This window comes from Nocardia inohanensis NBRC 100128 (assembly GCF_001612945.1).
Lineage (GTDB): Bacteria > Actinomycetota > Actinomycetes > Mycobacteriales > Mycobacteriaceae > Nocardia > Nocardia inohanensis.
Map to the genome: position 1 here is coordinate 557,407 of NZ_BDBK01000008.1, position 13,843 is coordinate 571,249.

At 68.2% G+C, this 13,843-nt stretch carries 12 protein-coding genes; 4 read left to right on the forward strand and 8 right to left on the reverse strand.

Annotation, left to right across the window (positions count from 1 at the left end):
• Nucleotides 1-16: 16 nt before the first annotated feature.
• From NI1_RS18365 to NI1_RS18385, 5 genes are all read right to left on the reverse strand, one after another.
• Nucleotides 17-1,606 carry a serine/threonine-protein kinase gene (locus NI1_RS18365; protein ID WP_067821820.1) on the reverse strand — a complete coding sequence of 530 codons (1,590 nt, stop codon included), beginning with the start codon at nt 1,604-1,606 and terminating at the stop codon, nt 17-19.
• Nucleotides 1,607-2,878, reverse strand: a complete 1,272-nt coding sequence (locus tag NI1_RS18370; RefSeq protein WP_157535179.1) for a DUF7373 family lipoprotein — start codon at nt 2,876-2,878, stop codon at nt 1,607-1,609.
• A gap of 26 nt (nt 2,879-2,904) precedes the next feature.
• Nucleotides 2,905-4,458, reverse strand: a complete 1,554-nt coding sequence (locus tag NI1_RS18375) for a serine/threonine-protein kinase (protein ID WP_067821826.1) — start codon at nt 4,456-4,458, stop codon at nt 2,905-2,907.
• Nucleotides 4,459-4,588: 130 nt separating this feature from the next.
• On the reverse strand, nt 4,589-5,833 hold the full coding sequence (locus tag NI1_RS18380; RefSeq protein ID WP_067821829.1) for a DUF7373 family lipoprotein: 1,245 nt from the start codon (nt 5,831-5,833) through the stop codon (nt 4,589-4,591).
• A 25-nt stretch (nt 5,834-5,858) separates the two neighbouring features.
• Entirely contained in the window at nt 5,859-7,391 is a 1,533-nt protein-coding gene (locus NI1_RS18385; RefSeq protein ID WP_067821832.1) for a serine/threonine-protein kinase, read from the reverse strand.
• A 215-nt stretch (nt 7,392-7,606) separates the two neighbouring features.
• On the opposite strand from NI1_RS18385, the gene NI1_RS18390 reads away from it, so the two are divergent.
• Nucleotides 7,607-8,008 (forward strand): hypothetical protein, encoded by a 402-nt coding sequence (locus tag NI1_RS18390; RefSeq protein ID WP_174564505.1) that lies wholly within the window; start codon nt 7,607-7,609, stop codon nt 8,006-8,008.
• 69 nt (nt 8,009-8,077) lie between these two features.
• On the opposite strand, the gene arc is transcribed toward NI1_RS18390, so the two are convergent.
• Nucleotides 8,078-9,838 carry a proteasome ATPase gene (gene arc / locus NI1_RS18395; protein ID WP_067709574.1) on the reverse strand — a complete coding sequence of 587 codons (1,761 nt, stop codon included), beginning with the start codon at nt 9,836-9,838 and terminating at the stop codon, nt 8,078-8,080.
• Between the two features lie 180 nt (nt 9,839-10,018).
• Here arc and NI1_RS18400 point away from each other — a divergent pair, with 180 nt between their 5' ends.
• Both NI1_RS18400 and NI1_RS18405 read left to right on the forward strand, forming a co-directional pair.
• Nucleotides 10,019-10,543, forward strand: a complete 525-nt coding sequence (locus NI1_RS18400) for a WKL family lipoprotein (protein WP_084523378.1) — start codon at nt 10,019-10,021, stop codon at nt 10,541-10,543.
• Between the two features lie 34 nt (nt 10,544-10,577).
• A complete protein-coding gene (locus tag NI1_RS18405; RefSeq protein WP_067821835.1) occupies nt 10,578-11,000 on the forward strand; it encodes an MTB12 C-terminal domain-containing protein in 423 nt (140 codons plus the stop codon).
• Nucleotides 11,001-11,207: 207 nt separating this feature from the next.
• On the opposite strand, the gene NI1_RS18410 is transcribed toward NI1_RS18405, so the two are convergent.
• Nucleotides 11,208-12,041 carry a tRNA (adenine-N1)-methyltransferase gene (locus NI1_RS18410; RefSeq protein WP_067821836.1) on the reverse strand — a complete coding sequence of 278 codons (834 nt, stop codon included), beginning with the start codon at nt 12,039-12,041 and terminating at the stop codon, nt 11,208-11,210.
• A gap of 82 nt (nt 12,042-12,123) precedes the next feature.
• Between NI1_RS18410 and NI1_RS18415 the strand changes: the two genes are divergently transcribed.
• Nucleotides 12,124-12,954 carry a RecB family exonuclease gene (locus NI1_RS18415; RefSeq protein ID WP_067821838.1) on the forward strand — a complete coding sequence of 277 codons (831 nt, stop codon included), beginning with the start codon at nt 12,124-12,126 and terminating at the stop codon, nt 12,952-12,954.
• On the opposite strand, the gene hisG is transcribed toward NI1_RS18415, so the two are convergent.
• On the reverse strand, nt 12,951-13,802 hold the full coding sequence (gene hisG, locus NI1_RS18420; RefSeq protein WP_067821840.1) for an ATP phosphoribosyltransferase: 852 nt from the start codon (nt 13,800-13,802) through the stop codon (nt 12,951-12,953). The genes NI1_RS18415 and hisG overlap by 4 nt on opposite strands.
• Between the last annotated feature and the right edge of the window lie 41 nt (nt 13,803-13,843).

Below are 13,843 nucleotides of genomic sequence, written 5' to 3' on the forward strand. Positions count from 1 at the left end.
CCGCGTTCCGGCGTGATCACAGCGGGGCGGGCGTCCACCACTTCTCGATCAAGGACTGGCCGCCGACCGTGCCGCCGAATACGGTGAGGGAACAGAACTTGCGGGCGTCATCGTCGAACGTGATCACGAGCGTGCCGGTCGACCTGTCGAATTGGCCGACGCCCGCGCCCCAGGCCTGGCGGCCCGTGCCGGAAGAGCGTTCCCACGCCCGTTCGCCCCAGGCGGTACTACCCTTCGACATCTCCAGGGCCATGGCGCTGCGGTCGACCGCGCAGTCCACGAAGAGCCATTCCACCGGATTGCCGTCGCCTCGGCACCGCAACCGGGCCTCGGAGCCGAGCGGCACGGAGATCTCGATGCGTTCACCCGCTTGGGAGTACGCACTGCATCGCAGCCCCTGGAAGCCGATACCCGTCGGGGCGGACGGTAGCAGCGCGGGCAGTGCGTCGATAACGAATTGGTATGCGCCCCAACCTAATCGACCGCTCGCCGCCGTACTCGGCACCACGACCGCCGGTGTCGTCGCGGCGGTTTCCGGTGTGGCCGGTCCGGCTCCCGGGCTCAAGGGCCAGACCGCCACGGCGGCCGTCACCGCGGCGACCGCGGCCACCAGACCGGCGGCCGCCCAGCCGAGGCGGCGGCCACCGGTCCGGCCTTCCCGGTTGCCCGATCCGGTCCGGGTGCGCGGCGCCGGTGCACCGCCCGGCGAACCTGGCCCGCCGAACGCCGCCTGCTCGGCGGCGCTCGCCAGCGCGCCGCACGATGCGTAGCGTTCCTCCGGATCTTTGGCCAGCGCGCACCGGACGACCTCGTCCAGCGCCGGCGGCAGCGCCGGGCGCAGCGCGCTGGGTCGCGGCGGCGGATCCGACAGATGCGCACGTACCAGCGCCGCGGGCGTGGCGTGCGGGAAAGGTTTGGTACCCGTGAGCAATTCGAAGAGTGTGCAGCCCAGTGCATAGACGTCCGCGCGCTGATCGATGGCCTGCCCGGTCAGCAATTCGGGGGCGGCGTACGCCAGGGTGGCGACCACGGTGCCCGCCGCCGTCAGGCGCGCGGTGTCCGCGACCGGGCGCGCAATCCCGAAATCGGTGACGTAGACCCGATCGGCCCGCCCCGGCCGCGGTTCCAGCAGAATATTGGCGGGCTTCACGTCTCGATGCAGGACACCGGCCCGATGCGCTTCGTCCAATCCGCGCGCGGCCTCGGTCACCACATGGGTGGCCTGATCCGGCGGTACGCCCTCCGGCCACCGCCGGATCAGCTCGGCGGCATCGATACCGTCGACGAAACCCATGGCCAGCCACGGCAATCCACTTTCACTACCGCGATCGAACACCGGCACGATATTCGGATGGTCCAGCAGTGCGACCAATTCCGCCTCGCGCCGGAAGCGCGCCGCCTGCTCGGCATCAGCCCGGTCGAATTCCCCTGGCGCCCCGCTGAATTCGGCGTCACCGCCCGGCGAAGTCATCACCTTCAAGGCGTCGTAGCGAGGCAGGCGAGGGTGGGCGGCCAGATACACCGCACCCATTCCGCCCCGGCCCAGGATCCTCTCGATCCGGTAGCCGGCGAATACGTCACCGGGCTCCGGGAGTGGCGTCCGCATCTATGCCACGCCCGCCAGCAGACCGTACTGCGCGGCCACCTTCCGCCGGACATGCTCGTGGTCACGGCTGGTCACCACGGCGTAGTAGCGGCCGTACAGCAGACGGCAGGTGTAGGTGACCATCGTGTCCACCTCGGACAGTGCGCTCTCCGCGGTCCGGCTGTACTCGAAACAGTGGACGTCCGGAACGCCCTCGGGTCCTGCGACGGCCCGCCAGCCGTTCCGGCCGGCATACAGCGCGGGACCGGCATCGAAGTACCGCCGCGCCTCCCGCACCCCGGAGAACCGCGCGAGCTCGGTCGATCCGTTCACCGCCAGCGCCTCGATCGCCCGGTCGGCGCCGGTCCGTCCGCTCCACAACCAGGCCGCCCGCGCGCCGTACACCACGCCCGCGCCCTCCACGCTGGTCCCCCAGCGTGCCACCAGGCTCACCATGCCGACGGTGATCATCGGATACGGCCAACGGCCGGGCGCTTCGGGCAGCATCCGGCGCAGCATGCCGTCGCGGTCCAGTGACAGGGTGGCCAGCTGCGCCCGCGGGGTCGGGGTGAACTCGCGCAGGCGCGGCAGCTGGGCATCGAAAGCCTTGCGTGCCAGCCCGGTCAACGCCGCCGGGTCGGCCGTGGTCTCGCCGGCGAGCAGGCTCACCACGTACACGTCGTCCGCGATGGTGGCGGCCAGAGTGGGCACGGTGGGCCGCCAATGCGCCTGCGCCGCGGGATGATCGGGAATCTCGATCGCTTCGTTGCCGGGGCTCAGCCCCGAGTCGAGGGCGTCGATCTCGGCGGCCGCCGACCGCGCCGCCTCCGCGTCCGGGAAGCGCAGGACGAGCAGCGACAACACCCGCGCCGCACCGACCGCCGTACCGTCGATCGAAGGCGGAATGCTCGCCCGGTTCACCGCGCACCCGGCCAGCATCCCGTGCCGGTCCAGCACCGTGCGCACCGGTTCCGCCAGCAGCACACTCGCTTTCGCCGCGGTGGGCAGCAGCGAAAGGCTGCGGGTGCCGGCGGAGTACGCGAGCTCCGAATCGATCTCGCTGGGATCGATCAGGGCCTCGGCCATGCGCGCCGATTCCACCACGCGCCCGTACGCGTCGGTCCCGGCCGGTTCGTCGAGCGGGCGAATGCTCATGCCGCCGGTATCGAGCGCGCGCGGTCCCGGATAGTCAGCGACGGGGTTGCCCTGGACCACGCAGCCGGTGGTGAGCAGCAGCGCCGCCGCCACGAGCAGCGCCGCCACCCCACACCGCCCGGGAATCGGTGACCTCATGCCGTTCGCTCTCCTGACCCGGCCGATCACAGCGGCGCGTCTTGCCACCAGCGGGCCCGCAATTCGGCCCCGCTGTTACCGCCGCCGTGAATCTGCAAGCGGCAGAAGTTCCGCGCCGGATCGTCGAAATACAGCTCCAGCACGCCGGTCGCCCGCTCGAACACGGTCTCGCCGGTGCCGGCGTCGGCCGAGGTCTTCCCGAACCCCCAGGACAGGGTGCCGCTGCCCGACGCGCGCGACCATCGCTCGGTGCCCTCGGTCGGCACCGCCGCCGGGTCCGGCGAGATCGGCGACCGGTCCGCATTGCACACCACGTAGATCAGATACGCCGGATCCGAGTCGCCGGCGCACATCAGGAAGTTCTGCGCGACCTGATGGCCGAAGGACAGCTCGTTGTAGTTCTCGTCGGTGGCGGCACACCCCGAAAGCCCTTGGTAGCCGATGCCTTCCGGCGTCGCGGGCAGCAGATTGGGCAGGGCCTCCGCGATATAGGCGTATACGCCCCATTCGACCGGATCGATGGTTCCCGTGACCGGTGTGTTCGGGGCGGCCTCCGGCTTTCCGGCGCCGGACTCGCCGCCGCCCCCGCGCAGTACGATCACCGCCGTCGCGGCCAGCGCCGCCACCAGTGTCGCCGCCACTCCCATCGATAGCGAACGGCGTCCATTCCGGCTGCGCCACAATCTATTTCGGGTCACGTGCCGATCGGTCGCGGCCCGGGGACGCGGCACCGTCTCGGCGGTGCCCACCAGCGCCGCGCGCGCCGCGACGGCCAGCTCGCCGCAACTGCCGTACCGCTCGTCCGGATCCTTGGCCAGTGCCCGCGCGATCACCGCGTCGAAGGCCGGGGGTACCCCCGGATTCACCACGGACGGCCGGGGCGGCGGCTCGGTGAGGTGTGCGGTGATCAACCCGCCCGCGCTGTCCCGAGGGAAGGGCACCGACCCGGTGAGCATCTGAAACAGTGTGCAGCCCAAGGCATAGACATCTACGCGATGGTCGATCCGGCTGGTCTCGATCTGCTCGGGCGCGGCGTAGGCCAGGGTGCCGGTGAACCCGCCGGCGTTCAGCGTGGTCCAGTCCTCGACCCGCCGCGCGATCCCGTAGTCGGTCACCAGCACCCGCTCGGGCCGGTCCGGCTGCTCGGCGAGCAGGATATTGCCGGGCTTCACATCTCGATGCAGCAGGCCGGCCGCGTGCAGTTCGTCCAAGCCCTGCGCGGCTTCCCACAGCACGCGTACGGCTCGCTCCGGATCACCGATGCCCCGGCCCGGAACGATCACCTGGGACAGGTCCCGTCCGGGGACGTACTGCATCGCGATCCACAGCCGGCCCCGGTACTCGCCCCGGTCGCGCCCGGCCACCAGATTCGGATGCCGCAGCCGCGCAGCCACTTCCGCTTCCCGCAGGAACGCGGTCCGGAAGACGAGATCGTCGCCGTGTTCCACCGAGAGCACCTTGAGCGCGTCCAGGCGCGGCAGTCGCGGATGCCGGGCCAGGTACACCGTCCCCATCCCGCCCGCACCGAGTAGTCGTTCGATGCGATAACCGGCGAACACCGTACCGCCGGCGATCTGCACCGGGGCTCCCCTCCCGTGTCGTGCATCGGTCCAGCGGACCGATAGATACTGCGTGGCAACAACTCCCGTCGGCACTATAACAGTGCAACTGCGACAATTCAGGCAAGCAGTAGCACTGCGTGGACACGAGTCAGGACCAACCGGCCAGCAGCCCGTACTGCACCGCGGCCCGCCGCCGGGAGGACTCCTTGTCCCGGCTGGCGAAGCTCACCGAATACCGCCCGGAGAGCACCCAGCAGTTGTACTTGAACGCCTGGCTGATCTCCGCCTCGTCCCACTCGGCGCAGGACACGTCCGGCAACCCGTCCGGTCCGAGGTATTCGGTCCATCCCCGTTCGGGCGTCCGGCGTTTCCGACCGGCCTCGAAGTGTTCGCGGGCAGCAGCGACGGTGGCGAATCGAGTGAGGTCGGTCCAGCCGTTGGTGGCCACCGCTTCGATCGCCGGATCGGCGACGGCGTCGGCACGCCACAGTCGCACGCCCCGCGGACCTAGCACCACGCCCGCGGCCCGGATCAACGGATTCCACCGATCCACTCCCTGCACGATGCCCGCGGTCACCACCGGATACGGCCAGCGCCCCGGGGCGTCCGGGACCATATGCGCGAGCATGCCATCAGTGTCCAGCGGCAGCGCGGCCAGCTGATCCCGTGGGGTCGCGGCGAACTCCCGCAAGCGGGGCAGTTGCGCGTCCAGGGTCTTGCGCACCAGTGCGGTCAACGCGTCCAGGTCCGGTGCGGCGTCGACCGCGAGCACGTCGACCACGTAGGAACCGGTCGCGACCACGGCCTCCAGCGTCGGCGCGTCGGGACGCCAATGCGCTTGCACCGCAGGATATTCCGGCACGGTGACCGGCGTGGTCCGGCCGGTCGCGGCGGCATCGGCGGCATCGACGGCGATGGCGGCCCGCGCCGCGGCCGCATCGTCGGGAAAGCGCAATACCGTCACCTCGAGGATTCGGACGGTATCGAAGCGCGGTCCCCGGATCGGCTGGTCGGAGTTCGCGACCGCCACCCCGGTCAGTAATCCGTGCTGTTCGAGGATCGTGCGCACCGCGGGTTCGAACACCAGCGCCGCGCGGGCGGGCGCGGACAGCAGCATCACTCCTACCGCTCCGGCCGGATTACTCAGCGCGGCATCGACTTCGACCGGATCGACCACGGCCTCGGCCAGGCGCGCGGCCTCCAGCACCCGGCCGTACCGCTCACTCCCGCCCGGCGCGGCCAAGGGCGCCAGACTGTAGGCGCCGATATCCGCGCTCGCCGGCTCCGGGTACTGGCCCACCGGATGCCCCGGTATCGCACAGCCTGCCACCGGCAGTGACGCGGCGAGCAGCGTCGCGACCCACCGCCATCCGCGCGAGCTCGGCTTCACCATGGACCTCTCTCCGGCCGGCTGACGTTCACAGCGGCGCATCCGGCCACCATCGCGCCCGCAGTTCGGCCCCGCTGCTGGTGTATCCGAATACTTTCATCCGGCAGAAGTCGCGATCCTTGCCCTCGAAGTACAGCTCGAGCCAAGCCTGCGCGCCTTCGAACGATGCGGCGGCCGCCGCGTATCCCCAGAACAATGTGCCCGATCCCGACTTGCGGGACCACCGCTCGCTGCCCTGCGCGGCTATCGGGGATGCGTCGGGGGTGATCGGCGCTCGATCGGTGTTGCAGGTGAGCTGTACGAGCCGCACCGGATCCACATCGCCGTCGCAGCTCACCACTTCGACCGGCAGCGCGACCGTGAAATTCAATTCGACGCCGTGTTCGTCCTCGGGCCAGCAGCCCGAGACCGCCTGATAACCGGTCGAGTCCGGAGCAGGCGGCAGCAGATCCGGAAACGCCTGTGCGATATAGGCGTACGCGCCCCATTCGGCGGGCTCGACGGTCCCGGTGCGCGGCGGGATCGGCGTCGCGGTCACCGGCCCCGCCACGGAATGATCATCGCTGCGCGCGGCCGCCATCGCGCCCGCCCCGGCCACGAGCGCGGTGACCAGCGTCGCCGCGATCATCGTCCGCCGACCCGGCCGCCGGCGCGGCGGCCGGATCCCCTTGTCCGCCTCCGGATTCCGTGAGACCCGCGGGACGCGCACGGTCTCCTCGATCCCGGCTCGGGCCGCGCGCACCGCCACCGCCAGCTCACCGCAGCTGCCGTAGCGATCCGCCGGATCCTTGGCCATGGCGCGGGCCACCACCGCGTCGAAAGTCGGGGGCACCGCCGGATTCAGCCGTGACGGCGGCGGCGCGTCCTCGTGCAGGTGCGCGTAGATCAGCCCGCCGATGGTCTCCCGCGGAAACGGTACCGATCCGGTGAGCATCTGAAACAGCGTGCAGCCCAAGGCATACACATCGACGCGGTGATCGATCCGGCCACCCTCGAGCTGTTCGGGGGCGGCGTAGGCCAGCGTCCCGCTGAACCCGCCGCCGTTGACGGTGGTCCAGTCCTCTACGCGCCGGGCGATGCCGAAATCGGTGACCAGCACCCGATCGGTGCGGCCCGCCGCCTCGGAGATCAAGATGTTGGCGGGCTTCACATCTCGATGCAGCAGCCCCGCGCGATGCAGCTCGCCGAGGCCCTGCGCCGCCTCACCGAGAATATGCACGACGCGATCGAGATCGTCACCGGCGATGTGCCCCGGCCGGATCAGTCCGCTCAGATCGCCGCCCGGGACATACTGCATGGCGATCCACAGCCGGCCCGCGTCCTCGCCGCGATCGTGCACCGCGACCAAGTTCGGGTGGCGCAGCCGCGCGGCCACTTCGGCTTCACGCAGAAAATTCGCACGGAACCCGGGGTCGTCACCGTGCTGGGCCGAGAGCACCTTGAGTGCGTCCCGCCGCGGCAATCGGGGATGCTCGGCCAGGTATACCGTCCCCATTCCACCGGACCCCAGCGTGCGCTCGATCCGATATCCCGCGAACGTCGCGCCGACGTCGAACTCCACGGGGCTCCCCTCCCGATTTCACTGGGCCCCGCACTCCCGCAATGGCTCTGGTCCGCACTATATAAGTGCCGACCAGTCCGCAACAATCGCCGCCGGTCCCGAGCCCCGGACTCACGCCACGTGACGCGGATCATGGAAACTGACCGGTCCGCTGCGACGATGAGCCCTATGATGCCGAATGGCTATCGTGATCGAAGACGATGGAGGGAAACGCGATGACAGCACGTACCGCCAAGCGTGTGGGCGCGATCGTATCGGCCGCCGGAGCCGCACTCGCCCTGGGAATGGGGGTGGCGCATGCCGGTGAGTGGCCCGAGCAGCAGCCCAACAGTCCCATCTCGGTGTTCGAGACGAAGAACTTTCTGACGCCGGACAATCCGGGGTATTGGAATCCGTTCGACTTCGGCAATCGGCTGACTTCGCCGTATGGCACCAGCACTCGGATCGTGTGCAACAGCTTTCACGGGGTGACCATGTCTTGCTGGCAGGCCGATCAGGACGGGAATCCGCACCAGTTGCAGAAGTTGCCGTTCAATTTCCCGGCGCTGCCGGGGTATGGGCGGCTCGATGGCGGCAGCAACTTCGTTTATCCGGGATATATCCCCGGGGTGAGCTGAGTTCGGCTCTGCGCGAACGACGAAAGCGGCGCATCTCCGGTGAGGAGATGCGCCGCTTCGGTTTCCGGCTTACAGGTACTGGCCGGTGTTCGACTCGGTGTCGATGGCGCGGGAAGCACTCGCGTTCTTCCCCGTGACCAGGGTGCGGATGTAGACGATCCGCTCGCCCTTCTTGCCCGAGATGCGTGCCCAGTCATCGGGATTCGTGGTGTTGGGCAGGTCCTCGTTCTCGGAGAACTCGTCCACGATCGAATCGTAGAGATGCTGGATGCTCAGGCCCGGATTGCCGGTTTCGAGGACGGACTTGATGGCGTACTTCTTGGCCCGGTCCACGATGTTCTGGATCATGGCGCCGGAGTTGAAGTCCTTGAAGTACAGGACTTCCTTGTCACCGTTGGCGTAGGTGACCTCCAGGAAGCGGTTGTCCTCGCTCTCGGCGTACATGCGATCCACCACGCGTTCGATGGTGGCCTGCACGCACTTGCCGCGATCACCGTCGAACTCTTGCAGGTCGTCGGCGCGCAACGGCAGCGTTTCGGTCAGGTACTTGGAGAAGATGTCCTGTGCCGCTTCGGCATCGGGGCGCTCGATCTTGATCTTCACATCGAGACGACCGGGACGCAGGATGGCCGGGTCGATCATGTCCTCGCGGTTGGAAGCGCCGATGACGATGACGTTCTCCAGACCCTCGACGCCGTCGATCTCCGAGAGCAGCTGCGGCACAACGGTGGTCTCCACATCGGAGGAGACGCCCGAACCACGGGTGCGGAAGATGGAATCCATCTCGTCGAAGAACACGATCACCGGGGTGCCCTCGGACGCCTTCTCACGGGCCCGCTGGAAGATGATCCGGATATGCCGCTCGGTCTCACCGACGAACTTGTTCAAGAGCTCGGGGCCCTTGATGTTCAGGAAGAACGACTTGGCTTCCTTGGCATCCTCACCGCGCGCCTCGGCGATCTTCTTGGCGAGCGAATTGGCGACGGCCTTGGCGATCAGCGTCTTACCGCAGCCGGGAGGGCCGTAGAGCAGCACGCCCTTGGGCGGCCGCAGCGCGTACTCGCGGAACAGATCCTTGTGCAGGAACGGCAGTTCCACCGCGTCGCGAATCTGCTCGATCTGGCGCGAGAGGCCACCGATGTCGTGGTAGTCGACATCCGGCACCTCCTCCAGGACCAGATCCTCGACCTCGGCCTTGGGGATGCGCTCGAAGGCGAAGCCGGCCTTGGTGTCGACCAGCAGCGAATCACCCGGGCGCAGTTTGCGAATCGGACGATCCGGATCTTCCAGGTCGTCGACGTCCACCAGCGCGCTCAGCGGTCCGGACAACCAGACCACGCGCTCCTCGTCGGCATGCCCGACGACCAGGGCGCGACGCCCGTCGTCGAGAATCTCACGCAGCGTGCCGATTTCACCGATCTGATCGAACAGCCCCGCTTCCACGACGGTCAGTGCCTCGTTGAGACGCACGGTCTGACCGTAAGTGAGAGTGGAGGTATCGATATTCGGTGAACACGTCAGCCGCATCTTGCGCCCGGAGGTGAACACATCGACCGTTTGATCGTCGTACGTACCAAGCAGGACGCCGTAGCCGGACGGTGGCTGACCGAGCCGGTCGACTTCCTCACGGAGAGCGACCAGTTGCTGGCGCGCCTCCTTGAGGGTGTCCATCAGTTTGGTGTTGCGAATCGTCAGCGAATCGACGCGCGCTTCCAATTCCCGTGTGCGATCCGGCGAGTCGGCGAGTTGCCTCCGGAGTGCAGCCGCCTCGGCACGTACGGCCTCGAGTTCCCTCCAGGCGGCCGAATCGGAATGTTCCATGGGGCTCATGATGCTGCTCCTCCCAGTCCCGGTCTATCAACGCTACCGGGCGATAACCGTTCCCGCTTTCCGACATGGTTTCGTCGTGATCACATCTAGGCTGCGGCGGACGTCCTCGGCAGGCATGTTAGCCTGCCCTAACCTGTTTCCGGCGAGTTAATCGCCGGCCGAACCGAAAGGGTGCCGTCGATGCTCCTTCCCGAGAGTCGTACCCGTATATCGGGGAACGTCACGCGGACGCTTCGTGTTTCCGTGGCTACCGTCGCGGCGGCGATCGCCGTTACCGCAACTTTGGCTGGCTGCGGCTCCGACGACAAGGGTTCCGCGCAAAGCGGAACCAGCGTGTCGGCCTCGACATCGGCCGCGGCCGTCGCTCCGGCCCCCACCGCGGCCGAGTTGCAGGGCGTGCTGAGCGCCTTCGCCGATCCCGCGAAACCAGCCGCTGACAAGGCGAAACTCGTCGTGGACGGGGACAAGCGGGTGGCCTTGATCGAGACCATGAACAAGGGCTTGGCCAACTATCAGGTGAGTTTCACGGTCGGCGAAATCAAGACCGAGGGCAACAAGGCCGACGCCAAGGTTTCGGTGGTCTCCCCGCACGGCACCATGCCCGACGTGCCGATGAGCTTCACCTACGTCGATGGCGCGTGGAAGCTCTCCGACGCCGGCGCCTGCACCATCCTGGGCATGGCGCGCGCCGCCTGCCAGCCGTAATTCGTTCCGCTTCAGTCGAAAGGCACGTTCGCACATGCTCGCTCGCACCGCCCGCATCTCCTTCGCCGCGTTCGGCATCGCCGTCGCGCTGACCTCGGCCACCGGACTCGCCGGTGCCGCCGACGCGCCCGCCCCGGAGGAGTTGCAGTCCCAGCTGGTTCGCTTCACCGACCCGTCGGTTCCGGCCGCCGACAAGGCGAATCTCATGGTCGGCGGATCGAACCGGACCGCCAATATCGAGAAGATGAACCAGGGACTCGCCAATTACGGCACCATCGGCTGGAGCGTGTCGGGCGTGCAGGCGAACGGCGACACCGCCAACGCGACCGTCGCGATCTCCTCGCCGCACGGAACCATGCCCGGCGTGCCCATGACCTGGACCCACACCGAAGCCGGCTGGCAGCTCTCGGAAAGCACGGGCTGCACCATCCTGGCGATGGGCAAAGCACCCTGCTAGGCCGTTCCGCCTCTCCGAGATTTCAGCGCGCGGCTGAGAGCCGTCGCCGGTCCCACACGCGGGCCTGCGGCTAGGCGCGACGCCGATTTCGGGCGTACCCGGTGAGTTACCCTCGCGGCTCGAAATCAGTTGTCACCCACCACAAAGGCGAGTCCCCCGTCACCATCCAGGTGACGGGGGATTCAGTATTTCCATGACTGCGCGAGCTCAGCCCTTCGAAGGGCGGCGCTGGGGGCGCGGGGCGACGACGCCGTCGGCGAGGCGGCGGGCCTTCACCAGGAAGGCGGTGTGGCCCTGCATGCGGTGCTCGGGGCGGACGGCGAGGCCGACCACATGCCAGGGGCGGACCATGGATTCCCAGGCGAGGGGTTCGGTCCAGCACTGCTGGCGGCGCAGGTGCTCGACGACCTCGGAGAGCTGGGTGGTGGTGGCCACGTAGACCAGCAGCACGCCACCGGGGATGAGCGCCTTGGAGACGGCCTCGAGGGTGTCCCAGGGCTTGAGCATGTCCAGGATCACCCGGTCGACCTGCTCGCCGGAGTATTCGGCCACATCGCCGAGGGTGACTTCCCAGTTGGCGGGGCGTTCGCCGAAGAAGCGCTCGACGTTCTTGACGGCGTGCTCGAGGTGGTCGTCGCGGATCTCGTAGGAGATGACCTTGCCCTCGGGGCCGACCGCACGCAGCAGCGAGCAGGTCAGCGCGCCCGAACCGGCGCCGGCCTCCAGCACGCGCGCGCCGGGGAACATGTCACCCTCGTGCACGATCTGGGCGGCGTCCTTGGGGTAGATGACCGCCGCGCCGCGCGGCATGGAGAGCACGTAATCGGTGAGCAGCGGGCGCAGCGCCAGATACTGGGTGTTCTTGGCCGAGTTGACCACGCAGCCCTCGTCGGCGCCGATCAGATCGTCGTGCTCGATGTGCCCGGCGTGCGTGTGGAACTGCTTGCCCGCCTCCAGGATCACCGTGAACTTGCGCCCCTTGGCGTCGGTCAGCTGTACCCGGTCACCGATCTGGAAAGGGCCGGTCCGTCTGGCCGTCATGAGACTCCGTTCTCTATCGCTGCGATTTTGCTGCGTACGTGTGCAATGCACCTTGTCGGTGCGTGCGTCTAGCCTGCCAGGTATGTCGGTACCCGCTATCACTACCCCGGAGACAGCGGGTTTCGCCCCGCGTGGTCCGGCGCTGTCCCCTTCGCGGGCAATCGATTTCAAGCAGTGCCCGTTGAAGTACCGGCTGCGCGCCATCGATCAGATTCCGGAGCAGCCGTCGCGGGCGGCGGTGCGCGGAACGCTCGTGCACTCGGTGCTGGAAGCGCTGTTCGACCTGCCCGCCGGGGATCGGGACCTGCCCGGCGCGGTGACGCTGATCGAGCCCGCGTGGACGGCCATGCTCGAATCCCAGCCCGAGGTGGCCGAGTTGATCGCCGAGGACGATCGGGGGGTGTTCCTCGAGGAGGTGCGCGGGCTGGTCGATGTGTACTTCCGGCTCGAGGATCCGACCGGCTTCGATCCCGAATCCCGTGAGACGTTCATCGAGACCGAGCTCGCCGACGGCACCCCGCTGCGCGGCATCGTGGACCGGATCGACCGCGGTCCGGCCGGGGAACTGCATGTCATCGACTACAAGACCGGCCGGGCCCCGGGTATCGCGTACGAGACCAGGGCGCTGTTCCAGCTGAAGTTCTACGCCCTGGTGCTCATGCGCAAGCTCGGCACGGCCCCGGCGGAGCTCAAGCTGATGTACCTGGCCGACGGCCAGACCCTCACCTATGAGCCCGACGCCGAGGAGCTATCCCGGTTCGAACGGATCCTGTCGGCGCTGTGGGCGGCGATCATCACCGCCGCCGAAACCGGGGACTTTCCGCCCAATCGCAGCTGGATGTGCCAGTACTGCGATTTCAAGCCGCTGTGCCCCGAATTCGGCGGCACCACACCGCCTTTCCCGACCGCCTAGAAAGCGCGGCAGGACCGGATGTCGGTCGCCAGGATCGCCTTGGCGCCGAGATCGGCCAGCTGATCCATGAGCTCGTTGCCGTTCTTGCGCGGCACGAGCGCACGGACGGCGACCCAGTCGGGATCGGTGAGCGGCGACACGGTCGGCGACTCCAGACCGGGGGTGATCTGCACGGCCGCGTCGAGCAGATCCTTCGGGCAGTCGTAGTCCAGCATCAGGTACTGCTGGGCGAAGACCACGCCCTGGATGCGAGCGACGAGCTGATTGCGCGCCTTGTCGTTCTGATCCGCGCCCACGGCCTCGATCAGCACGCTCTCCGAATCGCACAGCGACTCACCGAAGGCGACCAGGTTGTGCTGCCGCAGGGTGCGGCCCGAGCCCACCACATCGGCGATGGCGTCGGCCACACCGAGCTGGATGGAGATCTCGACCGCGCCGTCGAGGCGGATCACCTCTGCCTCGATCCCGCGTCGCGCGAGGTCGGCGAGCACCAGATTCGGGTAGGAGGTGGCGATGCGCTTGTCGTAGAGGTCCTCGACCTTCCACTCCCGGCCCGCGGGCGCGGCATAGCGGAAGGTGGAGCGGCCGAAGCCCATGGCCAGGCGTTCCTGCACGGGCGCACCGGAATCCAGCGCCAGATCCCGCCCGGTGATGCCGAGATCCAACTCGCCGGAGCCGACGTAGATGGCAATGTCCTTGGGCCGCAAGAAGAAGAACTCGACCTGATTGGCCGGATCGAGCACGCTCAGATCGCGGGCGTCGGAGCGCTTGCGGTAGCCCGCCTCCGCCAGGATGGCGACGGCGGCCTCGGAGAGCGCGCCCTTGTTGGGTACTGCGACGCGAAGCATGGAGTGTCCTTTCGGGACGATGGAGTGGAAGTGACGACTAC